Origin of the sequence: Paraflavitalea devenefica (assembly GCF_011759375.1) — a bacterium.
Taxonomy (GTDB): domain Bacteria; phylum Bacteroidota; class Bacteroidia; order Chitinophagales; family Chitinophagaceae; genus Paraflavitalea; species Paraflavitalea devenefica.
On record NZ_JAARML010000006.1, the window covers coordinates 26,978 to 53,584 of the forward strand.

The window sequence follows — 26,607 nt, forward strand, 5'->3', positions numbered from 1 at the left end:
TGTGACTGTTTATATTAATTGGCCAGGACACACCTGGTAATAACCATATCTCCGGCTTTCAGCCATACATAATACAAACCATGCGGGGCTGTTGCCGGCAATGGTATGGTTTGGGGAGTACCGTCGCCCTTCACCTGTATCTTTTTTACTGTGATTGACCTGCCAATATGATCAACGACCGACAGGGTATATTCACCAGGGATAATATGTTGAAATAATACAGAAATAACGCCGCCTTTTACAGGGTTGGGCGCCACCAGCATTGATGATTCAACCTCTTTTAGCTTCACCACGCGCACAGGGCTGTAATACACAGCACCGTTGGTACTAACTGCCTGTATCCTGTAATAAATAATGTTGCCGGCTACCTGGTTATCTGTCCGGTCATAATAAGAAACTCCTGTGGCTTTCAGTTTATCAATCGTATTAAAATCAATCCCATTGGCCGATCGTTGTACATGATAATAATCAACTTCATGACCATCATCCGGGTTTTTCCATTGCAACAGCACCTTGTCACCGGAAGGCCTGGCCGTAAAGCTGGTAAACCTTACCGGCAAGGTTACTGCCAACGGGAATTCCATGACAGAAGCAGCCATTAGTATAGCAGCATATCCGTGCGGGTGTTGGGTGCCACTGGCCGTAGGACAATCAACCGGTGCAATAGCAGGCGATGTATAAGCAGCATAACTGCTTTGTACGCTCATGGCAGGGGCAAAATCATTGATGGCAGGCCTGCCATCGGTATAGGTAGAGATCTTTGCCTGCAAGCCTGCCCACGCGCTTTGCGCTACCGTTAAATAAGAAGCATTGATCCACCCACTGTCAACCGCTGTTTTAATAGCATATACAAACATAGCGCTGCCGGAAGTCTCCGTGAAGTTTCCCGACATACCTGCTTTATCCATCACCTGGTACCATAAACCAGTTACAGGGTCCTGTGTACTTTGTATCCCGATGACAAGGTTGGCCAGCAAATCTTTTATATCCGCATACCTGGTATGAGAGGGGGGTAAATACTTCAGTACATCTGCGAGCGCCATTACCAGCCATCCCATCCCCCTTGACCATACTTCTCTTGAAACGCCCGCGGTAGAAGCATCTGCCCACCCATAAGTAGTGACATCATAATTCCAGGCATGTTTAAAAAGGTGGGTGGTATTATCATACAAATGGGAGGCGAGTAATAATATTTGTGCCGTAGCGGTATCATAACAAACAGGATCACTAAATAAATAACCGTACTTAACCAGGAAGGGATGTGCCATGTACATGCCATCTGCCATCATCACATTATTGTAGGCGCCCCCGGTTTTATGCCAGTAGCCGCCCGCCCCGTTTTTAGGATATACAGACGCGGGTCCTATTAAATAATCCCTGATATTTTTTGCGGCGTTCCTATACCGGGCAGAATCGGCAGTATTGCTTTTCAACTTCTCATATAAAAAAAGGCACAATATGCCCGGATGTATCTTATCAACGCTGGTGGTGAGGCCTGTTACATTACCACTGGCATCAACATACGCATCAACATAACTCCTGATATAATTGAGGTAACTGACGGAATCCGGTACATGATTAAACACTTTTTCCATGCCGTGTAAAATAGTACTGTTGGAATACTCCCAGCCTTTACTGGTCATGGCATTGATGGTTGGCGTGTACCTGACACGCATGGCAGTGGAGAATTTGACCGACCAGGTATCAGCAGCAGACTGGCCGAATGACAGGCTGGCAAAGAAGAACAGCAAAAGGAATAAGGGCAACAGGGGTTTCATGGGTTATTGATTGGGTACTGTAACAATACAATAGCAGCAGCATTGGATGGAACAGGAACAAACAATAACTCAATGAACAAAAAACGATCGCCTCACTTACTGTTGTCCGGTGTACAATTGTTGGTTAAACACTTAAAACCGGACACAAGAAAAAAAATATTTATATCATTTGCAACTATATATCGCTTATTTTAATATAATACAAATTGCGATTGTTTATATACCCTGGCAGGTAATCGTTTAGAAGAAAAGCATCTGTTTAGCGGTAACCCTGTAATAACTCAATTTTTGATCAGTTGCACACTCTTCACCATCTTATTATCGTACAGCACTTGTAATATATAGGCAGCCCTTGTCAGCGCCCGCATATCTATTTCCTGTGTGGTATGTGTGGTGATAACATTGGCGACTACCTTTCCGGCCGCATCTATCAGGCATAGGTGACTGCCGGGCGCCAGGCCGGCTACGGTGAGTATATCATCAACGGGATTGGGACGAACTTTGATGGTAAACATAGGAATAGTATTAACTTTTAAAATAGGAAACATCATTAAAGACGCAGCAACTACCAGATCAAAGCAGGCAGTTACCAGTAAAAAGCAGACTTGTACAATGGGGGGAAATCAAATCGGGTGTATCAGTAAGGTTATCCCAAATATAAGGGAAAAAACAAATAATCCCGGATAAAATAAGCAACAGAAATTTTGCTAACTTGTACGGTACGCCGTTAGCCATTTATCAATAGCCTTTATGCCATGAAGGGATCCAAACTACACACGACCAATTACATCAATACTTTCATTGAAGTAGCGCCGGACTGTCCGGTGAAAATAGGAGAAGTACCTCCCCAGAAAAAAGATACCAGGACAGCCGCCAACAGCCAGTTTGAGCTGATAGCGCACAATCCGTATAAGTATACATCGGATGATGTGCTCTTCCAGGTTTTTGCCGAAAAGAACAATATCAGCCGGCAGGCGCAGGCAGCAGAACGGGAACAATTCTTCTCCAAAGGACAGCCCTGTCTGCGGTCCTCTCCCCTGGCCAAACGCTATGGCTGGGGCGTTCACAGCAATGCCGAAGGGAAAGTAGCCATCTATGCGGTAGACTCGCCCGAATACAGCCGGTTCGTCAAAGACAAAAGCCTGCAGCATGTAAAGGCTATGCGCTCCAAGCGGTCCTGATGACAATAGGCTATTACCTGCATCGCCTGTCAATATCCTCCATCACATAAGCAGCCTTTATCCATTTCACATCGTAATCGCTGCTGAAAAAAAGATACCGGCCATCCGGTGAAAAGGAGGAGCAATATTCATAGGTAGGCGTATTAACACGGGCCCCCAGATTAAAGGAAGTGCACCAGTTACCGTTAACCTTTTTAGAGCCATACAGATCTGCCTGGCCCAATGTATCGACCCTTTCCCCGGCTGTAAATACCAGGTAATCCTCCTGTGGGCTAATACAGGGATCATGCTCAGTGCCTGGGGAATTGATCGCAGGACCCAGGTTCACAGGGGTGGTATATTGCCCATTGGTCCATTTACTCATATACAGGTCCAGACCGCCTTGTCCGCCGGGCCGGTCAGATGCAAAATAAAGATTGCCATTGGCGGCAAAGGAAACATAATATTCCGTGCTGCCGGTATTAACGGCCTTTACATTTTCCAGCTCCCCCCAGCTTCCGTTGGCCAGTAAACGCCGGCGCCATATATCGAACCCGCGCAGGGTATCGGCTGCATGGCGTGGCCGGTTGGAGATAAAATACACGCTGCCGTCGGGGGCAAAAGCAGGGTCGGCTTCTGAATACAACGTATCTGTAAAAGGGGCTGGCGCCGGTTTGCTCCAATGCTGCCCGTCATACCGGGTTTCCAGCATCACCCACTTGCCGCGTATTGATCTCGAAAAATAAAAGGTTTGTCCATCGGCAGCAAAGGCCGCATTGAAATCCAGCGAATCCATGCTTACAATACCGGGCAGGAATGCTACAGCAACCGAATCAGGCGCTGGCAATGGATAGGGAATATTTAATGATGGCTTTGTGCGGCAATGAATAGACAGGCTAATAACAAGCAGGAAGGCGCCTGACAGGAGACAACGAATAAGGCTCATGGCGGAATGCTTTATTGTTAAAGTTAAGCCACGCTATGCGGAGTTATCCTTATTATTTTAAGCGCGCCGGTAAAGGGGACGATGTCATTTGTGCCCATCCGTTTACGTATTTTTTGTCTTTTTCGCTGACTTATTGCATTGCGGGGGATATTATCCAGTTTGCCAGCGAACCTGATACCGAATACCAGGAATTCCATCGCCCCTTCCAGTGGTTCGATGGAAAGTTTGAAGTGAAGGTTTTCTGTAACAGACTGGCTCAGGGGCATACTGATGGTCTCTCCCGCTGCCGTTTTGAAATGCCCCTTATCGAAGTTGATGCTTGCTCTTGCCGCTATGAATTGAAAGTGGGTGGCGTATTCCGGTGCTGCCACTTTGTTTTCAATGGCAAAACCGGGAATACTGATGTAGTATTCATTAGTTGCTTTGTTGCGGGCGGTTATATAGTCGCCTTTAAAGGCAAGATCCAATGCCAGGTTGTTATTGAATTCAAAGTGGAGGAGCATAAGCGGATCCCCCATTTCGAGCTTTCGTTCCCCGGACCGGGCGTAGTGTGCCTGTATTGCCTGCAACAAGATAGCGCACATACGGCTGCTGAGCTTACCATCGGCCACCGGGAAAAGTATACTGCACAATGCATTGCGCATTAAGTGGCCTGCATAGATGGCATCGCTGAATTCCTTATTGCAAGCAACAAAATAGCTGTAAGCCGGATCTTTGAAAATCCTCTCTTTCGTAATGGAGGATTTTGTGCGTGCCAGATAGCCATCATCGGGGTGATAGTAGAAGGTAAGCTGATCAATCGTTCCTTTGATGGGAAGTTGTCCCATTTGCCTTGCCATATAACAGGTTGCGGGGTTTTAGGTTAAAAGGCCTACAGTATGGGATTTACGGATAGGCGGGTATTTCCGATGTAGAAGTTATTAAAATTCTTCCTAATAATTCTTAAACCTTCTTGTTTACTGCCATTTTTGCAGTAAATTAGCCTTATCAAAATTGGTTTGCTGATGAACCTGTCTAACTTCCAGTATGTTTTTTCCCACCTTACTCTCCGAAGGAGTCCTGCGGACCGAAAGGAGTCCTTTGGACCGGCCTCTACTCCCGGGTTGCTCTCAGCGAGGCCTTAAAAAAGTGGTCCGCTCAGCGTTGGTTCAGCGTAAGTCCGGCATTGGTTTAGCATAAAGTAACTTTAAAGTAGCTTCATCCCGCCTTTATCTATGCAGCATCCCCGGTACAAGCCAGGCTTTAAGATGGTGGAATATGGTGGTGAGTGATAGTAGGAACAAACTGGCTCCTTTACAGTGCCGCCAAAATGACACTTCTCCCCTTTTTTTCCAGGAGGCATAAAAAAAAGCCCCCGCTGGGCGGGGGCTTAAAATCTTTTGGACGAGATCAGAAAAACATTAACCATGAAGATTTTCCGGGATAATTGGATATGATACTGGAATTTTAAGGGTTGTTAAAAGACATTGTTTCCGTTGGTTTTTTGGATGTTGGATGCTTGGTTTTTCCTGGATATTAGCGGTCTTTCAGGATGTTTGGATTTTTTCGGAAACCGTATCATTTATCAACACCATAAAAGTAATTTTAAAACTCTTTTAACACAAGAGTGAAACTGCTTGATTATTAAGGTTCAGTAATTACAGGAGGGTTAGTAAAAATACGAAGCCCTACACTCGAATCTTTACGTGTCGCCTGCACACTTATAGTCCCAAACTGCACAGTTAGCCGTTAAAACTGCACACTTATTGGTTTGTCCTTTGCCGTTTGGTTATTTACTCTTTATTTCATGGCAGAAAAGATTTACCACTTTGTGGTATTGTTGTTATCTAGGTAAGTGTTTTCCTTTGCCCGACACCCCAACAAAACCCCTAACTGTCATGAGAAAGCCATGGTTGGTTATCCTGCCAATAAATCTTATTAGCCTGCACAATGCTGCAGCACAGGAATATTTATCCGCTCAGCCCGAAGCTCGTACCTCACGGGGCATCCAAAGGCAATCTACTTAACCTCCCTTCCTGTTTTAAAACTCACATTCAAAAGAAAAAATGCTGGAAGCCCGGCTCACCGCTCTTCCACTACGCGGAGGCCAAGAGCAATCCCTGGCAGCAGAGTGGCCTGCAATGATATGTCCATTCTCTTGTTTTAGTTCTTCAAATTTTATAGATATGATTGAAAGGATTTTTTTAACTTCTATTCCTTGCTTAGTCTCCTTAAAACTACGTATTGGCCTGGTGGTTTTGGCACTTCATTTCGTAACCTGGCTATCAGCCCAGACAGGAGGGCATGGGAAGTTCCAGATCTTTGCCCCCAATACGTTTGAGTTTGCCAGATATGGTGACGTTCCTGTAGACCTTTCTTCCGGAGTAACCAACATCAACGTACCTTTGACCACACTGGTTGATAAGGATATTAGCCTTGACATTTCTTTGTCATACAATGCTTCGGGAATAAAGGTTGACCAGGAAGCCACCTGGGTAGGGCTTGGGTGGGTTTTAAACTGTGGCGGCGTAATTACCCGTGAGGTAAGGGGAATAGCTGATGGATTCAATAGCTCCGGAGTATTCATCTCCCGAACATCCATACCGGATCATGATCCTAATAGCGGTATGACTGCGGCTTATTATGCCGATAACATAGCATATGGACCATTGCATAATGCTGCCAATAATGTAACAGACAATGGCGCCGATATATTCTATTATAATTTTAATGGCAGGTCCGGTAAGTTCTTTTTGGATAACGACAAAAAAGCGGTGTTTACAAAATACGAAGATCTAAAGGTCTCGTTCGAGCCTGTTTTACCAGGTGGATATTTTACAAGCTCCTATTTCGTTATAACGGATGAGCGCGGCTTTAAATATGAGTTTAAAGACGAAGAAATTACTTCTTCAGTTACTGGTGGTCCTACTTATACCAGCGCCTGGTATCTGTCAAAAATTACAAGCCCGGCTGGCGGTTCTATTACTATCCAATATGTCGGTGGTGGCATGTCAACGTATCAATTTCAAAAGCGTTGTTTTGATGCTGCCTGGGTGGGGACGGCTGCAGGGATCGGCGAGCATCTTTTGCCCCAGCAATATACGACGGCCTGTATTACCTACGAGGCAGGCATTAATGGAATAGTGCCCCAAAAAATAACTACCTCCGCCGGAAACTCGCTTGAGCTTGTTACCGCAACAGCGCTTAGGTTGGACAGTGAACCATTGAACAACAACCAATTGAATTCTCTAATAGTAAGAGATTATTTGAATAACGAAGTGCGCCGTTTTAATTTTAGTTATGGTTATTTTGAAGCTAATGATAGCCGAAAGTTTCCAGTAGTCTCGTCAAGCGATAACAGGAAGTTCCTGGACTACCGGCTTCGCCTCGATACGTTGTGGGAAGTATCGCCCACGGGAGTTCGGAATGCACCTTATATCTTCGGCTACTACGGCGACAATAATCCTCAAACAAATGATGTATATACATTACCCTATCGCCTATCGCCCAGCCAGGATCACTGGGGTTATTACAATGGAAGTAATAATCAAACAATCTTCCCATATAATCCCCCTGGCAAGTCTTTCCATATAGATGAAGTATACCGCCAGACCCTGCCGGGTAATACGATGGGAGGTTGGGCTCCGGGATGGAGCTATTGGGTGTCCAATGGGGGAAATCGGGAGCCGGATGGCGAAGCTATTAAAGCAGGTTCATTAAAGAAGGTTACTTATCCTACAGGAGGCTATACTGAATTCACCTTTGAAGGACACAATTTCAGTATCGACAATTATTGGCCAATTGCAGGAGGGCTTCGAATTGCACAAATAGAGACAAACCCAGGTTACGGCCCTTCGACCATTAAGCAGTATTCATATTTGAATTATTTGTCCAGTGAAAAATGTATTAACCTGGGTAATCCATATTATACCTACTATTGGAACAGAGATATTGTTGCTGAACCATCTCCAGATGGAGATAAGAATGTTTCATTTGGTGTTCCCGCAAGCCTGGCTTATACAAATACCTATGCTATCCGCGCGGAAGGGAGTTCTCAATTGGTGCTTGGATCAGGAAGTAATGCCGTTTATACAACTGTCAAAGAATCAACTATAGGCAATGGGTATACCATTTATGAGTTTAGTTTTGCGATAGACGGCGAATCCGGTACTGGTGGAGGGGATGCGTCGGAAGACATACTATTCCCAGGGCTTTTCTATGGTGCTTATGTAGATGTGTATAATTCAGGTGGTTGGGACATGAATCGAGTGCTTACTTTTAGCATGACTTCATGTATGTATCCATACCCAAAGTTCTTTAATAACGATTGGAGGAGGGGACATCTTAAGATGAAAGAAATTTATGCTGAAAATGGCGATTTGCTTGAAAGAGATTCCATTGTATATCAGATTCAGGCGCTAAAAGGTGTTCCAGGTTATGTAGTATTCGAATGGCTCAATGGTAGAGGGTATAACTATGCGCGGTACTACAATGTTGGTGGCCTGGTAAAGCCTATAAAAGAAGTGACCAGAATATTTCAGGAGGATGGATCCTCCCTGCAGTCAGTTAAAGAACTTGAATATAATTCAACTGCCCATAAGCAACTAACAAAAACCCGACAGTACAGCAGCAAAGACGAGCCAATTACCACACAGTATTATTATCCAACTGAATATGGAAGTGCATTTACGTTGCTGAAAGACAAGAATATTCTCTCTTCCATAGATACCCGGACTTACAGGGGCAGCAGGTTAATTACTGGCACTCAAACTGAATATAATGATAATGGGCAACCTTTAAAAGTACGTAAAGCAGAAAACGCTTCGGTTGATATTCCTTTTAATAATCAGACCCCTTATACATTTACAGAAGAGTCTGTCATTAGTTACAATAGTAACCATCTGTTGGAAAGTGTAAAAGACAAATCCGGTATTTACAAAGGTTACATCTGGGGATACAATAATACCTATCCAATAGCAGAAGTAATAAATGCCGCTTCAAATGAAATAGCTTACTCAGTGACTTTTGAATCACCCTGGGGTTTCCCAATAGATCCAGACTTAACAGTCGAATCTGATGCGCCTTTAAGCAGACCATGTATGGATATGACATCCCAAATTGGAGTGATGGAAACAGAGATCCTCAACTTAAGCAGCAATAAAGAATATATAATTACCTATTGGGAAAAAAACTGCGAGTTGACTGTAAGTTCCGGAACTATTCTTTCCAATAAAATTTTACAAACGAAAGGGAGTTGGCATTTGCGTGAGATTAGGTTTACCGGTGTTTCCGGAAATGTCATGTTGCTTTTTGATCCTGCCGGATTCATCCAGGAATTAAGGCTTTATCCTGCCAAAGCCCAGATGACCACTTATACCTACGATCCGCTGATAGGTATGACCAGCCAGTGCGATGCCAATAACCGTATGGTCTACTATGAATACGACAGCTTTGGCCGGCTGAAATTAATACGGGATCAGGACCGGAATGTTCTGAAAACCTTCGACTACCAATACAAACAAGCCCTTAACCAATAACCCTTATCTGCTAAACCATGAGCAAGCATACAACTAACTGTCAGCAAACAGTCCGCCGGTACCTGGCAATAGGGTTATTGTTCCTGCAGGGCATCGTACGGGCTCAGGCACCTGCCGCTTTACCCGCCACCTATAACAGCAATATCAAAGTCAACTATGTCCGTACCTGGAATGCCAAAGCACCAGATACAGGCAGTGCTAGCCTGGTCACCCGTGTCCTTAAAGACGTTCAGCAAACTACCGCTTACTTCGATGGCCTGGGCCGTCCCCTGCAAACCGTCGTAAAGCAAGGTTCACTGACTACCGGCAGCAGCCCGGTTGATCTCGTCAGCCCGGTGATCTATGATGAATTTGGAAGAGAAAAGTATAAATACCTGCCCTTTGCTGCCAACAATGCCGGCAGCAATGGTTCCATCAGTGATGGTCTTTTCAAGCTCAATCCTTTCCAGCAACAGGTGCAGTTTTACAATGCGCAGCTAACCGGTCAATCCGGTGAAACCAACGTAGGAAGTAACAGTCTCAACTGGGCCTATAGCCAAACCGCCTTCGAAGCTTCCCCGCTCAACCGGGTACAGGAATCCTTTGCGCCCGGCAGCAGTTGGGTGGGTTCAACTGCACGGTCCGCTGAAAACGACCGGCGTTCGGTAAAAGCCAAATACCTGATCAATACGATTGCCGACAGTGTGCGGGTCTGGACAGTTACTGATGTGGCTAATGACTGGGGCACCTATGCCACCGCTGCCATCTATACGGCAGGAGAACTCTATAAAAACATTACGGTGGATGAGCATAGCAAACAGATAGTGGAATTCAAAGACAAAGAAGGCCAAGTCATCTTGAAAAAAGTACAGCTCACTGCCACAGCCGACAATGGCAGCGGTAGCGGGCATACCGGTTGGCTCTGTACCTACTACCTTTATGATGATCTTAACCGGCTGCGTCTGGTTATCCAGCCGCGTGGTGTGGAGTACCTGCTGGCAGCAGCCTGGAGCAACAGTTCCCTGATCAATCAGGCATTGCCCAACCTTTCCTTCCGGTATGAATATGATCAACGCGGCCGCATGGTCCGCAAGAAAGTACCCGATGCCGGCGAGGTTTGGATGGTCTACGATGCCCGCGATCGTCTGGTGCTTAGCCAGACCGCTCAAATGCGCAGCCGCAAGCAATGGCTCTATACCCAATACGATGAACTCAACCGGCAAATAGCCACCGGCCTCATTCCCGATAATACCAACTATAATAACTACACTTATCACCAGGTCCGGGCTGATACCAGCACCAGCTATCCCAACCTGAACAATTATACCGAAGAAGAGCTTACCCGCAACTTCTATGATGACTATACCTGGCGCAGCAGTTATAGCAATCCACTTAGTGACACCTACAATACTTCCTACAATACCTACCTGCAAACTGCCTCCAATACTACCTGGCCCTACCCGCAAGCCAATGTGCAAACGAGCCTTACCAAAGGCCTGCTTACCGGTACCCGGGCCAAGATCGTGGGTAGCAGCAATACCTATCTCTACACGGTGAACATCTATGATGAAAAAGGACGTGTGATACAAACGCTGGCCACCAACATGGCCAGCGGAGAAGAACATTCCACTACCCAGTACACTTTCAGTGGTCAGCCCCTGGTCATTGTACTCAGAACACGCAAGGCAGGTTCCAACAACCCGCAAACCCATGTGGTAGCTACCACGATGACCTATGATGACCTGGGCCGCGTATTGACCATCAAAAAAGACCTGCATTCCTTCTTTAACAATACCAATCAGCATCTCTACAAACCGCAGCAGGTCATTGTCCAACATGAATACGATGCCCAGGGGCAATTGAAAACAAAAAAACTCCTGCCCACCGGTGGCAGTGGTGGCGGGCCCCTGGAAACCCTTTCCTATGATTACAACATCCGGGGCTGGATGCTGGGCACCAACCGGAGCTATGCCAAAGACACCAACAGCACCACCAGCCATTTTGGCTTTGAGCTGGCTTATGATAAAAATGCCCTTGCTGTCAATAACCTTACCGACAACTATGCCGATACGCTCTTCAACGGCAATATTGCCGGTATGCTCTGGAAAAGCGCCGGTGACAGCCGTGTACGCCGCTACGACTTCACTTATGATGCCGTGAACCGACTTACCAATGCTTATTTCAAACAATTCACCGGCAGCGGTTTTAACCTCAATGCCGGCGTAGACTTCAGTGCTACTGGCCTCAGCTATGATGTCAACGGCAATATTCTCAGCATGAACCAGCGGGGATTAAAAGCCAATAAATCGGAGACTATTGACAGCCTTGTTTATAATTATCTGGACTATTCCAACAGGCTGAAAAACGTCATAGACCACTTCAATGACACGGCTACCACGCTCGGCGACTTCCGCGCATCGGCCAAATATGTGAATGACCTGGGGGCTCCCAAAAACACCAATACCACCGATTATGGATACGACGTGGATGGCAGCCTGGTCAAAGACCTCAACAAAAACCTGGGCGATGCCAGCAATAATGGCATCGTGTACAATCACCTGAACCTGCCTGCTTCCATCCTTGTCAAAAAAGCAGGGGGAGGCAATAAAGGCCTCATCCAATATTACTACGACGCTTTTGGCATTAAACTCCGTAAAGTGGTTTCGGACAGCAGCGTCAATCCGGTTAAAGTCACCACCACTACCTACCTCGGCGGCTGCGTGTATGAGAATGACACCCTGCAATTCATCGGTTATGAAGAAGGGCGGTTGCGCTATGTAAAAAGGCGTTTCCTGAGTGGGGACACTGCCTACCAGTTCCAGTACGACTTCTTCCTTAAAGACCACCTGGGCAATATACGCATGGTGCTTACGGAGCAAACCGACACCGCGCATTACATAGCTACCCTGGAAGCAGCTTACCGGGCCAAGGAAAATCAACTGTTTTACAACATTCCGCAAACCAACTATTCCAAAGCATTGGTGCCGGGTGGTTATCCAACAGATAATACGACTGTACCCAATGACTCACTGGCCCGTACCAATGGCAGCAACAATAAAATAGGTCCGGCCATTGTGCTGAAGGTCATGAGTGGTGATAAAGTAGATATTGCTGTGAAAAGCTTTTACCTGGGCAGCGGCGCCGGCAGTGGCACCAATGATCCCATAGCCGACATCCTCACCTCGCTGGCCACCGGTATAGTAGGAATGGCCGGTGAAAGCAAGGGTACTCTTTCAGCATTGGGCAACAGCGGCAGTAGTCCGCTGCTGGGAGCTTTAAACAGCTTCCGCAATGAGGAAAATGCCACACCTTCAAACAAACCCAAAGCCTACCTGAACTGGATATTGCTCGATGAGCAGTTACAATACGTATCTGCCAGCAGCGGCGCTGATCTGATAAAAGACACCGGTAATATCTACGCCCTCACCAGCGGCGGACTGGTCACTATGACCAGGAACGGATTTTTGTATATTTACGTCAGCAATGAAACCCAAAACCGGGATGTGTTCTTTGATAACCTGAGCGTACAACATTACACTGGCCCTATTACCGAGGAAACCCACTATTATCCGTTTGGGCTTACCATGGCAGGGATATCATCAAAAGCCTTAAAGCCAAGCTACGTTGAAAATGATAAAAAGTATAATGGAATAGAGTTTGAGGGCGATATGGGATTGGAGGTATATGATGCTCAACTCCGGGAGTTAGATCCCCAAATGGGACGTTGGTGGCAAATAGACCCGAAGACAGAAAATATGGAGATGTGGTCTCCGTATGCTTCTAACTATGATAACCCCATTAGATATAGTGATCTGCTGGGAGATGAAGGTGAAGAATGTTGTCGTGGTCTTAGATTGGCTCTGGCTTCAGGCGCAGGTGCTTTGAACGGTCTTCTCAATGGCTTGACGTTTGGTGCATGGTCTACTAAACCTATTAGTTCTACACAGTATACTGATGAAGAACTGGCGTATTACAATAAAGCAGTGCAAGTAGGTCAACTATCAACTCTACCCACGTCAATGATGATAAACCCGCTATCCCCTCTATCACTTTCGACGGAAGGGTCTGCTGTTTCATTAACTCCAACAATACCTTTATTTTCCCCTGCTACCCCTGGTGATAGGGTTAATAGCAGCTCTAGTGAAGACCCTGCAGAGAGTAGTTCAAATAGCGCAAGTGAAAAGTCCCCTTACGATATAGGTAAGGAAGGAATGGACGCTACTGGACTTAAACAAAATACGACAAGAATACCTTCTGCTACAGAAACTGCTCAGTATCGTGTTCCTGATGTATTGACAGATAATACAATTGCCGAAGTAAAAAATGTTAAAAAGCTTTCATTGTCCAATCAAATCAAAGATTATATAGCGTATAGCCAAGAAAAAGGATTGATACTGGACTTGCATGTACGACCTACTACTGTTCTAAGCAAACCATTGCAACAGAAGATAGTTGATGGTAGTATAAATTTAAAAATTTTACCAAAATAGTTTTCAATATGAAAGCAAATGATTTAATAAAACAGCTTGAGCAAAATCCTGAATATATAAAAAAACAGAAAGAACAAGAAGCGCATTTAAAGGAAAGGTTTGCTCAAATAAGTCAAATAGAAGCATCATGTATTATGGATATACAGGCTAATGGCTTTACTGATATTAGTACACTTTCGGATTTACTGCAGTTAAAACAAGCAAACAAAAAGCTTATAGGATTATTACTTAAGTGGTTGCCTGAAATAAACAACCAATATAATTCCCAGGAAATGATTGTAAGAGGATTAGCAATGACTAAGGAGTCTTTTGACGGGGCTGTATTGGTGAAATTGTTTGATAATAGTGGCAGTTCATTTAACTTGAAATGGGCTATCGGCAATACTATTGCAAGTGCCAAAGTCGAGAATATTACACAATGGCTTGAAAATAAACTAACAGATGGAGAACAACCAAAGGAAAATGAGATGTTAGTCTATGCGGCTATTAGATATTTCCCTTATAGCAAGTCAAATATTCTTTTAAGGAAGTTGTTTTCTTGTTTTCCTTTGCAGGTCGCAGATGCATTTACTTATATTGGCACAAATGATGACTTGACTTTTTTGAAAGAACAACAAGAAAAATATAAAGGTGTTGTAAGGACTCGAATTGGAGCTGCGATTAAGAAACTGAGTAAAAAAATATAAGTTATAAGATGAGCGGCAAATCGCTTGCATTACTGTTAGTGCCCCTATTACTGGCGGTAAAGGGAGCCGCGCAGGAGCCTGAAGTGAGGTATCAACAGGTTATTAGTTACCTGAAAAATAACCTGGGTGACACCTCATTTAATGTGAGCCCGATCATTCAGCCGCTGGGAGTAGGACTTTTTCAAGATGAGCCCGACAGCGATTCTTGTCTCCGCTCTATAGTAGATTCCTATTTTGTGGATAAGAGCCGCAGGCATCAATTATACTTTCAGCCCTACAAAGTTGAAAGCATAGTTAAATATGCTGAGAACGCAGGTGTTAAAGAAAGATATGTCACTTTCTCCAGGCCAGAAAGTAATTTTTTGGTTATAGAAATGAGAACCGGAAATATGAATTGGACCGGCTTAAATACCCCTTACTTTGGTGAGGCTTTGGTTTACCTGTTCCTGTTCAGTAATAAAAATAAAATATTAAAAGTATATACCAGTAAAGCTATTTACAATTAAGTGATATAGCAGGGAAAATACAACACAGAATGAAATTATTGAACTTATTTTCCAAACGAACCACAAAAGATTTATCCGAAGCTGCACTATCGCCACATTTTCGTGACCAGGTAAGAAAAGCAATCCAGCTTTTGGGCCAAAGTGAAGGTTCTTTAGACAATAAAGAGGTTTTACAATTATTCAATGACAACAGTATGACGAGCCAGGAAGCAGAGGAAATTATGTTGTTTTTACCGATCGCTTTCGTTAGAAAGATGTTGCCCAATATGAAATGGCCTGAAACTTATATTGAGCTCATAGGTCAAAAGCGAAGTAATGAAGAAAAAAAATATTCTGGGACAAAGTCTTTTGTAATTATCTGGGAAGAAACGAATGATTATTATAACAATGCACCCGAAAAGAATACTGTACTCAAAATTGCTGGACGAAGTGCTGAATTCCACGTTATCAACAAATTACTTTTGGGCAACCCTGGCATGAAAGCAGAAGAAATAAAGTTAAGTAAAGCCTCAATAATACGGTCCCCAACTGGCTCCTAACTATCTAAGCATACAGATTACTTAGATACTGTCTGTCGATTTTGTTATCTTGTGTCGCCGCAATTTCCTGCCCCTGTGCACAACCCAATAGGCAGAATCTGCGGGGAATAAAATAATACATTGTAATGGTAAGATTTATTGTTTTATACTTTATAGGCATTTTCTTTATGTGGTTTGCCTTATCCCGCTTTCTGGTTTTTGCAATACCTAACTTGTTTGATATAAATTTGGCAGTAATGCAATCCAATGATTATATTAAGTATACTGTTAGACTACTATTGGCATTTACGTTTGGCTTTTTCTATATTAATTTTAAGATGAAGCAAGATGACCATACGGGGTTTTCAAAAAGAATAATTATATGTAATATTATTTCAGTTATAGCAATAGTTATTACCATCTTTTGTGAGGCTTCATATCAACACTTTGTTGACCAAAAGCAGACAATCTATTTCTCATCTCTTTCAAAACTCTGGATAGTTTTTCCATTGCAAATTATAAGCATAAGCATATTACGGAAATATGGCTTCCGGAATCAGCAGGTAAAATGGTTCTAAAGCCCTGCAGAAGACCGTTACCTGTACTATCCCTTATTATGGCAAAGGCAATTACTTAGATACTGCCTGTTGATTTTGTTATCTTGTGATACTGCAGCGTCCTGCCTCTACACACAAGCCCGGCGCAGGCAGAGACACGGGAAAAATAAACGCTGTCATCCAAGTGGTAGAATCAGTTTATTTCGATGCATTTGGTCGCATACATTACTCTCAATAATAATAACAATAATGGTAAGCAGGAATATAATAATGATTATACTAGTTCTACAGGCATGTATTTCTGAGAACAAAAAGAAGTTGATTAAACATGATATAACAACGAAAAGTGAAGACTATTTGGATATCAATTTATTTACTTTAGATGGCATAAAAAAGATTGATAATCCTCAAGGATATCCCTATATTAAAATAGCGAACATTAGTGATTCAGAAATAAACATAACATATCACGCATCTGATAGTATACGTTTTATCCGTAAATACTCAAAGGAATTCGATTATTGGACAGGGAATTATGATATTGAAGGAGACACGACTAACTATAAAATGTATGAGTATATAAAGAATGATCGGATAATTAAGCTAATATCTGAAATTATACCGGGCAAAGATCAGGTCATAGTCAATATATCTGTATTACAGAATAACAAAGAAATAAGTTATGAATACTATAGTGGTATTAATAAAAAGCCTAGTATTGATGTAGCAGACATAATGCATGAAAACAAACCTCAAAGAATAATAACCAAGGAGATATACAATGAGAAAGGAATACTTAAAATTGTTGAAAAATGCACCTTTAACCAAACCAATACACCATTTAACGTGAACGAAGTATGTTATAAAATTGGTGATCGGTCTTATTTTTGGTGGTGTTATTTTGGTTCTCCTGATTATAAAATCAATTGCCCATAAGGTTCATTATCTTGCAATGTCGCAGCATCCTGCCCTATGCACAAGGCCAATAGGCAGAGGCACTTCGGAAATGAATACACCTATGTTCAAATTATCATCTTTCATAAAGTTAATAGCAGGCTTCTGTTGTGTATATTGTTTATCTTGTAATGATCATGACAGGCCTGATAATACAGCTATTACCAAAGACGATAAGCAATTGCATATCGTCATTAACAGCCCGTATTCATGCTATAATGAGATTAATTTGGACAACACTGGTGCAGGAATAAGTATATTCGGGTTTCGTAACTCAAATCACCCTGATAGAATAAAAAGTAAGAAAGATTTCTTGATCAGTTCAGAAAACGATAAAAAAAGAATTAATGAAATAATCAATAACATATCCTCCCGATCGCCTATAAGTTCGCCCTATATGGATGACGGGTATCGTTTTATTCTAACAATAAATGATAAGCAATATATTGATGTGTATGGAGAAGATAGTTTACTAAATCATGCCTTGAAAATTTTAGCTCCCTACATTCAGAATGATGCAAATAACGAGTGTGATTTTTTTACCTTATTCAAGCGAACTCTATAATAAAACCGGCGGAGATACCCCATTTTTGGTGGAGCTATTTTGGTTCTCCTGATTATAAAATCAATTGCCCATAAGGTTTCATTATCTTGTACTATCGCAGCGTCCTGCCCCTACACACAAGCCCGGCAGGCAGAGACACTGCGGGGAATAAAAGGTGCGCAATTTAACATGTACAACGACTTTTTTCCCGGCACGGGTGATCAGTTCGATAGATGGAGTACCGGCGGAGGATCGGCCCAGGCTACTGCTGCCGACGGTAGTGTTATCACGGTTGGAACAGATGTTTATACAGGTGCAAGATTGCCCAATGAACCAGGACAGACAACCAGTCCTACCACTTCTGACGGCATATATTTTGAACAGGAACCTTATCAAATGGCATTGAATAACGGACAAACGAATAGCAAAACAACAGGGCCGACAGGGTTTAACGCGGTCTCAACCGGAAAACAAAACATGTATTCACAAAACAGTATTCATGATCTTAGAAAAGAAGCAAGGTTTCTGTCTTTGGCCATTGGCCTGTAAGTATGGGATCGCTATATTGCTATTTTGCAGTTGCTCGTCGGTAAAATACACTAAAATGATCCCTGGGCAACCGCTTCCCTACTATTATAGTTTAAGTCGTGAAGAGGATAAGCAACCGCTCATCAATATTGATACCAACGTTATTTACGTATATGAAGCAGACCTTTTCAGGAACTATCAAAGCGGCAAAGCTGAACTCGTACACACGTATAAGTTTATCAAGTTTGAGGGAAGCAGGATTGGATTCTACAGCAGTAGCAGCCGGGAGCCAATATCCTCAATCAATCTTGAAAACATCGGAGGTAGTTATTGTTATTTCAAAGTCAGCGGCGATGAACTGGAACTCGAAATCTATGATGCAATGGCAAAAAAGTTTTTGATCTGGTATGGGAAGATATACGCAGACAGAATCCATTTTTACAGGGAGAAATTAAAAGTCTTTACCGGAGGCACTGGCGAATTGGATATCACTTATTACAAGAAGCCAATTAAATATCCCCGGCGATTGGTTTGGCCGGAATGATCATAGTAAAGGCGCATTTCACTAAATCCCCAACTGGCGCAAAGAGATACAGCCACGGTCATGTGCCTGGTGTCCTTGTGCCCCATCACGTCATCACATACTCTCCCCAGGGATAACCAGTAATCGTTTCATTATATCGTCGCCGGTATTCCTTTTCCCGTTCTCGCCAGTCAAGCAGGTGGCGTGACAGCTTTTTTACCGGTTTTGCTTCCAGCAGATCCCGTAAGGTACTCCTGATGCGCCGTGAGCGACGGCGGTGAGGTGCTTTCAGGACTGTTATTGCAGGCTCCTGCACCGGTATTGCTGTGCCAGTATATTGTTTGGTAAGATAAGCGATGATGTCTTCTTCCTTCCATTGGTACTTCAGCCAGGTCATGGCTTCCCCGGTGAGTTTGCGGTACAGGCTGTGTTGCTTCCTGTCGGCCGGCACCAGCGCATACACCGCAGAACCGATGCGGGAAGCTTTGGCCAGCAGGGCGGCATATTGCATGGTCTTGCGGAAAGCCGGGTCTTTCTTCACCCTTTCACCAGTGAGCGAGCTACGGGAACGCAAAAAGTACCGCCCATACATCTTATAGATGCAGAAGGTATCAAAGGTACCCGTTACCGGTGGTATGGTGTCGTAGCGCGCCATGCAATACATTATGCCTAAAATTAATAAATAAGGGCCTACCGGGGAATACCCTGAAGTAGGTAAAAATGCCTTTTGGTGAACGCAGAGTCCCCTTCGGGAGACTCTGCTGGGAAGTCATGGGCATCCAGTAAGCCTTGCCATCCTTGTGTGAACCTTGTGTCATCCTGGTAGGTTAAAGCGCACTCACCACATAGCTGGTACAAGGTTTACAGAACTTTTGCAGAAGGATAAGGCCAGCATAATCAATTAATCAGCCACATTAAAAGAGCATACTAACCTGACACTAAGGTCCATTTATAAAAGCATCGAGCCCCTCCCAAGCTAAGCGTATGCAATACACACTAAGTCCTTCACCCACCTCTCCCTCCTAATCCTTAAAGCCTAAATAGTTCAGGCTCAGGCTATGCAAACGGTTGCAACAGCTATCTTAACCAACTCTCCTATGCTAAATGGTTTTAGTAAGGGTAAAATATGTTAAGAACCAGTCAACATCGGAGTAAGATTATCTAGTAGGTACTACTACCTTTAGGGCAAAACCAAATAAAACTGCTAATGATGAAAAAGCTCTTTTTATCATGTGCATTACTATGCTTGTTTTTGCTAATGCAAGGACAGGAAGTAATGATCACCGGCATCATCACCGATGCCAAGAACGAACCGCTGCAAGGTGTCAGTATCAAGATCAAAGGCACCGACAAGGGAGTCACGACCAACGACAGGGGCTTCTTCTCTATTCCCACCAAAATCAATGCAACGCTTGAGATCTCTTCAGTGGGTTACGCGCCTCAAACTATCAAGATTACCAACGAAAAGCCGCTTTCCATTAAGCTGGCTGAATCCAACAGCGCCCTCGCCGAAACAGTGGTCATCGGTTACCAGAAAGTAACGCGTAAGAAAAACACGGCTGCCATTTCCAGTATCACAGGGAAGGAATTGGCCAACCTACCGGCTTCCAGCTTTGATCAGTTGTTGCAGGGACGGTTATCCGGTGTGAATGTGCAGAATTTCAGTGGTGCACCCGGCGCTACTCCCTCTGTAAGCGTGCGGGGAAGCTCTCTCATTACCACCTCTTATGACGAAAATACTGTGTTGAATAGTCCTTTATATGTAGTAGACGGTGTACCCCAACCTACCGAAACCTATGTTGGTCCCGGTACCGGTACCGGCCTCAACTACCTCGGTGGTGTAAACCCTAATGATATTGAGTCTATTGACGTATTAAAAGATGCGTCCGCCGCTGCCATCTATGGTTCACGCGCCGCCAATGGCGTTATCCTCATCACCACCAAAAAAGGCCGCACAGGCGCTCCCAAAGCAGTGGTATCAGGTTATTTCGGTATTGTGCAACGTCCCAAACTGCGTGATGTAACCCTGGGCACTGAAGAAAGAAGGGCCAAGCTGAGGATCCTGCAGAAACAACTGGACTATAACCAGCAAAGAGGATTGCCCTACTTACTCACCGATAGTCTCAACCCGGCTTTCAATGGCAATACCGACTGGCAGGACATGTTCTACCAATCCGGTAATGTTAAAAGCGCTGATCTCAGCCTGAGCGGCGCCAGCGAAGGCGGTACCAACTACCGCTTCAGCACCAGCTATTATGATGAAAAAGGTATCATCAAAGCCACCGGTTTTAAAAGGTATACCATGCGCCTGAACCTGGGCGCACGCACCCTCGGCGGCAGGCTGGAGATCAATCCCATCATCAACTATTCCCGTACCGATAAAGCACGCGGCAACGGTGATGGCAACAGTCCCATCAGCCTCGGAGCCGGCAATATGCCTTCTTCCCTCTTCAACCTGGACCCCAATAAGAAAGCATTCCTGTTGGGCCAATATGAGGATAACCTCGACAAAAACGTCGCCAACCAACTCAACTTTACATTAAACCTGTCTCTCGCCATCAACAGCCATTTAAGGCTCACTTCGCTCACTTCCTACATCTACAAAAACTCCCGGCGCGATTACAACCGCACCAATGAGTTGCAAAATGGTAACGGCAACTATTCCTACACATTCACCGATAATGAGGTGAACATCCTTACCTCCAACTACCTCAGCTATGTAAACTCCTTTGGCAAGCACAACCTTAGTGTGGTGGCCGGCCAGGAAATGACCTATGATCAATACCAGAACACCCAGGCATCCGGTTATGGCGGCGCCTCTGACCAGATACAGGTAGTGCAGGGCTTCCAGCAACTGAAAATAGGTGCATATTCCGACTACCAGGCTTATGGACTCTTGTCCTACTATGGCCGCATGGCGTATGATTTTAATGGCAAATACCTGTTTTCCGGTAGTGTACGTACAGATGGCTCCTCCCGCTTTGGTGAAAATAACAAATGGGGCTTCTTCCCATCCGCATCAGCAGCCTGGATATTGACTGAAGAACCCTGGATGAAAAACATAGCCAATACTTTCTCCATGATCAAGCTGCGCGCCAGCCTTGGTACTTCCGGCGCTCTGCCCACTGAGAACTACCTCCAGTACAACCTGTACGATGTGAACTCCGTTCCCTTTAATGGCAATGGCAGCGGAGGTACCTACAACTCCATCACAGCCGTTATCCCCAACTTCTATAATGGCGCCGCCCAGAAAGGATTGAGCTGGGAAAAGTCAAAACAATGGAATATAGGTACCGATATAGAAGTGATGAATGGAAAATACTCAGCATCGATTGACCTCTATAATAAAGAAAACTCTTTCGGGTTATTTTCAGTACTGCTTCCCGTAACGTCGGGCTATGATGTAGCGAAGACCAATTCCATCGGCGTAAGGAACTACGGTATAGAGCTGACCCTCGCCGCCAACCTGCTGCCCCAAAAGAGTGAGCTCAAATGGTTCAGCCGCCTCAACATTGCCTACAACAGGAACAAGATCATGAACCTGCCTAATGGTGGCCGTGACCTGATATTGAGCGGTGACCGCTTTGATAAATCCCATATCCTTTCCGTAGGCAGTCCGATCAACGCCTTCTACCTGTACAAAACGCTGGGAGTATATGCTACCGATGCAGATGTTCCCGTGAATCCCTATACAGGCGCCCGCTTCAGAAGCGCCAATGGTGAGTATAAAGCCGGTGACTTCCAGTTTGCTGACCTCGATGGCGATTACCTCATTGATCTCTTCAATGATGGCCTCAACCCGGATAAAGTACCTGTAGGAGATCCCAATCCGAAGATCACAGGCGGCTTTACCAACAACTTCACCTGGAGAAACTTCTCGCTCGGTGTGTTCTGTACCTTCACCTTCGACAGGGATGTATTGAACCTCTTTAAATCGGATCGTTTTGCCAACTCACAGGATGGAGATCCTTATAACAACTTTGTAAGATTTTCTATTCCAGATCTCAATAAGCTTAATATCTGGCGCGAACCGGGCGATAAAGCAGAATACGCCAAATATGACCTGGGTACTTATCGCTATTATTATACCAGCGCCCAAACTTTCTTCCTGGAAAAAGGTGATTATTTCAGGATCAAAAGCGTGATACTGGGTTATGAACTTCCCCGCAACCTCCTGAGCAGGTTTAAAATTGACCGCTTCAAAGTCTTTGGCGTGATAGACAATGTGGCCATGTTCCAGCGCTCAAAAGACCTGCCCGATGCCGAGGCTGTAAACTCCTATGGCGAATATAATGGGGCCGGCTATCCTATCCCCAAAAAATTCACGCTCGGTCTGGAAGTTCAATTTTAATCTAAACGCATAAAAAGAAAAGCATGAAACGCAACTTATCAATATATAGCATCCTGCTCCTGTTTGTATGTATCCTGACAGGCAGTTCGTGCAAAAAGATACTGGAACAAACACCCAGGAACGCTCCCTATGACGAAGTGTTCTGGCAAACGGGCCGTGATTATTCAAGCGCCATCGCAGGCAATTATGCCCTTTTAAGGAAAACCCTTACCGATAAAAACAACCGTTACTATATGTACGGTGATGCCATTGCCAAGAATTACTTTACCATTGATTATACCGGCGATGGACTGGAAGGCATCCAGAATGGAGACTTCACCTTTAAATACAATGTGACCAGTCTGGCCGACTGGACACTGTTTTACAAGACCATCACCATGAGCAATCTTATCCTTGCTAAGCTCAATAAGTCGACCGATGCAGACTTCAGTGATGTGGACGGAGATATCCAGAAGTTTAAGAACAAAATAAAAGGACAAGCGCTCTTTATCCGGGCCCTTACCTACTTTCAAATGACAAAAGTATGGGGCGACGTACCCCTGGTGATCGAATCTTATTCCGATCCCCTTACAGCGCCTCACCTTCCCCGCACACCGGCAGCAGACGTACTGAAGCAGATAGAAAAAGATGGTAAAGAAGCAGCCGCATTGCTAGACTGGGGCTACACTGAAAAATCAGAAAGAGCCGTAACCGCCAACAGGGGCTCTGTTTACGCCCTGCTCACCCACCTGTACCTGTGGCGCGCCACCATGACCAATGTCAACTCCAATATCCCCAATGCAGAGGACGTGAACAGTGCAGATACCACGCTTACTAAGTTACTGGCGCAGGGAGGTTATTCCTACACCGATACATCCAATTATTACATGACCTTTATCGGTCGCAACAATACCACCACCTCTTCCGAAGGCATCTTCCAATTGTATATGGACGACAGAACACAGGAAGGCTCTAACGCGCATATTGGCCTGGAGTTTCTGCGTGGTGAAGAATATGTAGCCTATTTTGGTAACAATGCCCGTTTTTGGGTACCCACTGCCTATTTCAATAATAATTACAGGTTTTGGTATTGGAATCCCAATGCAGGTACTTCGGGCGAATGGCAACAGGTTGTAGACACCTTAGATTTACGCTACCGTAAAAATTTTGATTACGTTCACAGCAATGAGCCCATGTGCCGCAAGTATAGCAATGTGGTGTACCGCAATCCCGGCCAGCACCTCGATGCGTACCTCAGCAATGACATGGTCATTTTCCGCTACTCAGATATGAAATTATTACAGGCTGAAATAGCCCTTTATAAAAATGACCTTGCTACTGCTATACAGGTGATCAACGATTTCCGTGACAGGAATGGCGCCGATCCTTATGTTTATAACCGGGTGGATAACAGCTATACCCGTGATGACCTGATGTATGAATATATAAAGGAAAGAGGAAAGGAATTATATGTGGAAGGCCATATCTTCTACGACCTGCTCAGGACAAGGCAATATCCCAACTTTGTTGACTGGCTTACAGAAGACAGGTTTGCCAAGAAAGGTTTTTACTGGCCGATAAACCCTGGCCTCTTCAAAGAAAACAGGTTCCTCGTACAAACATCTTATTGGCTCGGCAAGATCTAAACCGGTATTTAACTCAATAATTACTTATTATGAAACATATTACAATATCACTACTCATACTTGTTATCGCCGGCAGCCTGGTATCCTGCAACAAGAATGACTACAAGGTAGATGGAGGTACGCATAATGCCAAGGTCAATATGACCACTTATGATTACCTGAAATCAAAGCCCCAGTTCTCTTCCCTGGTACACCTGATAGACAGGGCAGGATTAAAAGACGCTGTTAATGGCAATATTACCTTCTTTGCCTGCACCAATTACAGCGTGGATGAATTTGTAAAGGCCCGCTACAACCGGAGGGCTATAGAGCTGAATGATGAAAACATTATTTACACGCTCGACAGCCTGCCCCTGCAGGAAATAAAAGACTCCCTGAAAATGTATATGTTCACCGGCGACCTGGGCCGGGATAAACTGACCATTGAGGGGAAGTACTACCAAAACCTGCTGGGCACCATTCCCAATGTATCCTTTTACATCAAGCTCAGAAGGACCCAGGATTATGGCTCTTATCTTGACCATGTGGATTATATCAACTTTACCAAAGTCATTGGAACCCGGGATGCGACAGTGGCCGACCCCACTACCATCCCCGATCAGGAAAAGGATATGAGCTACGACTGCCAAACTACCGGTATTATTACCACTACCGGTATCATTCATGTCATGAGTGATTGGCACCGTTTGTTCTTTAACACGGAAAAACTACCTAGTTAATAGCACAAAATATTATTATCACTTTCTTATACAAGCATATTATCATGAGAAAAATAATAACCTCACTACTGGTCGCTATCATTATCATCGCCGGTTGTAAAAAAATACAGGAAGGCTTCCTCAGCGATACCATGCGCTATATTGACAAAAACGTCTACTGCCTGCGTGGCATGCCCCTGGTTCAATCCCAGCCCATCAACATTGATGGCTCCACCCCACCCATCACCTTTGAAATGCAAAACCTGCGCACTGAAAGCGACGGCAAACCTGCACCAAAGGAATTTTTTGAGAAATATGATGTGCTGATGTTCAAACCAGGTATGACATTTGACATCAATACAGATACTACAGTAGCCGAACTCGACAAAAAGCGGGAATGGAGAAAGGTTCCTCCGATGGAGTTTAATACCGTTAGCGGACAGATCAGCTTCAACCGCGGATCTGTGAATATCCCCCAGGGTAAATATACTTTTGACCTGAAGGCCACCAATGTAAAAGGTACCAAAGTATTCCCGGCATTCGCTACGATCAATATTGTAAACCCCCTTCCGGAAGACATCTTTGTGCAGGAAGACAATGTAGCCAATGCCTTTCACGATGTAACCGGTGCAGTAACGGCCCAGAAAAACCCCAAGCTCACCTTCACCAAGGTATCCAATGACGGCGCCAGGATCATCCTGAAGCTGACCGACAAGAACGGCAAGCCTTTCAATCCCAAAGCTGGCGAGATCATCAGGCGCGGCGACCGCCCCACTTTTGAGAACTATGCCCGTTTTAATCCCGTTGTCTTTACCGATACCGCCATGATCTGTGATTTTGAGGTAGCGCCTTTCCCGCTGGCCAGGTATGTAACACCTACTACCGACTGGGGGCACCTGATCTATTACCGCATTCCCAGCCAGTTTGTCAACATAGATGGTTTTACACCGGCCATGTATTCCGTTAACCCCCGTTTTGCTTTTTCCCTGAAAATGGAAGGCACTTATATCATAGAGCTGCGGTTCACCGATGTGACCAAAACCAATTAACGACGTTATAGATTACGCAATGATCTATTGAACATCCATGCCCTAACACTACTGTATCCATGTTCCCCGTAAATGCATCCCGCTTAGGTGGGATGCATTTTTTTTGCTATACAGAACCTGCACAGTATTAATTTACCGTTATCACATGCAGGCTACTTATTATATGATGACATCTTGTTTAAATATTTAAAAATTAAAT

At 44.4% G+C, this 26,607-nt stretch carries 18 protein-coding genes; 13 read left to right on the forward strand and 5 right to left on the reverse strand.

Going from position 1 to position 26,607, the window contains the following annotated elements; all coding sequences use genetic code 11:
• Positions 1-14: 14 nt before the first annotated feature.
• Together HB364_RS27615 and HB364_RS27620 are read right to left on the reverse strand one after the other, a co-directional pair.
• Positions 15-1,778, reverse strand: a complete 1,764-nt coding sequence (locus HB364_RS27615) for a glycoside hydrolase family 88/105 protein (protein ID WP_167291665.1) — start codon at positions 1,776-1,778, stop codon at positions 15-17.
• 281 nt (positions 1,779-2,059) lie between these two features.
• A complete protein-coding gene (locus tag HB364_RS27620; RefSeq protein ID WP_167291666.1) occupies positions 2,060-2,293 on the reverse strand; it encodes a T9SS type A sorting domain-containing protein in 234 nt (77 codons plus the stop codon).
• A gap of 240 nt (positions 2,294-2,533) precedes the next feature.
• Between HB364_RS27620 and HB364_RS27625 the strand changes: the two genes are divergently transcribed.
• A complete protein-coding gene (locus HB364_RS27625; protein WP_167291667.1) occupies positions 2,534-2,959 on the forward strand; it encodes a DUF6157 family protein in 426 nt (141 codons plus the stop codon).
• A gap of 13 nt (positions 2,960-2,972) precedes the next feature.
• On the opposite strand, the gene HB364_RS27630 is transcribed toward HB364_RS27625, so the two are convergent.
• On the reverse strand, positions 2,973-3,884 hold the full coding sequence (locus HB364_RS27630; RefSeq protein ID WP_167291668.1) for a TolB-like translocation protein: 912 nt from the start codon (positions 3,882-3,884) through the stop codon (positions 2,973-2,975).
• 23 nt (positions 3,885-3,907) lie between these two features.
• Positions 3,908-4,723 carry a hypothetical protein gene (locus HB364_RS27635; RefSeq protein WP_167291669.1) on the reverse strand — a complete coding sequence of 272 codons (816 nt, stop codon included), beginning with the start codon at positions 4,721-4,723 and terminating at the stop codon, positions 3,908-3,910.
• Positions 4,724-6,049: 1,326 nt separating this feature from the next.
• Here HB364_RS27635 and HB364_RS27640 point away from each other — a divergent pair.
• The 8 genes from HB364_RS27640 (at position 6,050) to HB364_RS27675 (ending at position 18,706) form a co-directional block, all read left to right on the forward strand.
• Positions 6,050-9,400, forward strand: a complete 3,351-nt coding sequence (locus HB364_RS27640; RefSeq protein ID WP_167291670.1) for an RHS repeat domain-containing protein — start codon at positions 6,050-6,052, stop codon at positions 9,398-9,400.
• A gap of 17 nt (positions 9,401-9,417) precedes the next feature.
• Positions 9,418-13,869 (forward strand): DUF6443 domain-containing protein, encoded by a 4,452-nt coding sequence (locus HB364_RS27645; RefSeq protein WP_167291671.1) that lies wholly within the window; start codon positions 9,418-9,420, stop codon positions 13,867-13,869.
• An 8-nt stretch (positions 13,870-13,877) separates the two neighbouring features.
• Positions 13,878-14,555, forward strand: coding sequence for a hypothetical protein (locus tag HB364_RS27650; RefSeq protein WP_167291672.1), 678 nt, complete (start codon positions 13,878-13,880; stop codon positions 14,553-14,555).
• Positions 14,556-14,563: 8 nt separating this feature from the next.
• The gene (locus HB364_RS27655) at positions 14,564-15,061 is read left to right on the forward strand and encodes a hypothetical protein (RefSeq protein ID WP_167291673.1); all 498 of its coding nucleotides are present in this window, start codon (positions 14,564-14,566) and stop codon (positions 15,059-15,061) included.
• 29 nt (positions 15,062-15,090) lie between these two features.
• Positions 15,091-15,600: a hypothetical protein gene (locus HB364_RS27660; RefSeq protein ID WP_167291674.1), complete on the forward strand. Its 510-nt coding sequence runs from the start codon at positions 15,091-15,093 to the stop codon at positions 15,598-15,600.
• Between the two features lie 785 nt (positions 15,601-16,385).
• On the forward strand, positions 16,386-17,072 hold the full coding sequence (locus HB364_RS27665) for a hypothetical protein (protein ID WP_167291675.1): 687 nt from the start codon (positions 16,386-16,388) through the stop codon (positions 17,070-17,072).
• Between the two features lie 751 nt (positions 17,073-17,823).
• Positions 17,824-18,183, forward strand: a complete 360-nt coding sequence (locus HB364_RS27670; RefSeq protein ID WP_167291676.1) for a hypothetical protein — start codon at positions 17,824-17,826, stop codon at positions 18,181-18,183.
• Positions 18,134-18,706, forward strand: a complete 573-nt coding sequence (locus tag HB364_RS27675; RefSeq protein WP_167291677.1) for a hypothetical protein — start codon at positions 18,134-18,136, stop codon at positions 18,704-18,706. Before HB364_RS27670 ends, HB364_RS27675 begins: the two co-directional genes overlap by 50 nt.
• An 85-nt stretch (positions 18,707-18,791) precedes the next feature.
• Here HB364_RS27675 and HB364_RS27680 read toward each other — a convergent pair whose 3' ends face one another.
• Positions 18,792-19,340, reverse strand: coding sequence for a hypothetical protein (locus HB364_RS27680; protein WP_167291678.1), 549 nt, complete (start codon positions 19,338-19,340; stop codon positions 18,792-18,794).
• 555 nt (positions 19,341-19,895) lie between these two features.
• Here HB364_RS27680 and HB364_RS27685 point away from each other — a divergent pair.
• Genes HB364_RS27685 through HB364_RS27700 form a run of 4 tightly spaced genes read left to right on the forward strand, consistent with a single transcriptional unit; the run spans position 19,896 to position 26,408 of the window.
• Positions 19,896-23,036: a SusC/RagA family TonB-linked outer membrane protein gene (locus HB364_RS27685; protein WP_167291679.1), complete on the forward strand. Its 3,141-nt coding sequence runs from the start codon at positions 19,896-19,898 to the stop codon at positions 23,034-23,036.
• A gap of 23 nt (positions 23,037-23,059) precedes the next feature.
• Positions 23,060-24,661, forward strand: a complete 1,602-nt coding sequence (locus HB364_RS27690; protein ID WP_167291680.1) for a RagB/SusD family nutrient uptake outer membrane protein — start codon at positions 23,060-23,062, stop codon at positions 24,659-24,661.
• Positions 24,662-24,690: 29 nt separating this feature from the next.
• Positions 24,691-25,380: a hypothetical protein gene (locus tag HB364_RS27695; RefSeq protein ID WP_167291681.1), complete on the forward strand. Its 690-nt coding sequence runs from the start codon at positions 24,691-24,693 to the stop codon at positions 25,378-25,380.
• Positions 25,381-25,424: 44 nt separating this feature from the next.
• Positions 25,425-26,408 (forward strand): DUF5007 domain-containing protein, encoded by a 984-nt coding sequence (locus tag HB364_RS27700; protein WP_167291682.1) that lies wholly within the window; start codon positions 25,425-25,427, stop codon positions 26,406-26,408.
• The last annotated feature ends 199 nt before the right edge of the window (positions 26,409-26,607 follow it).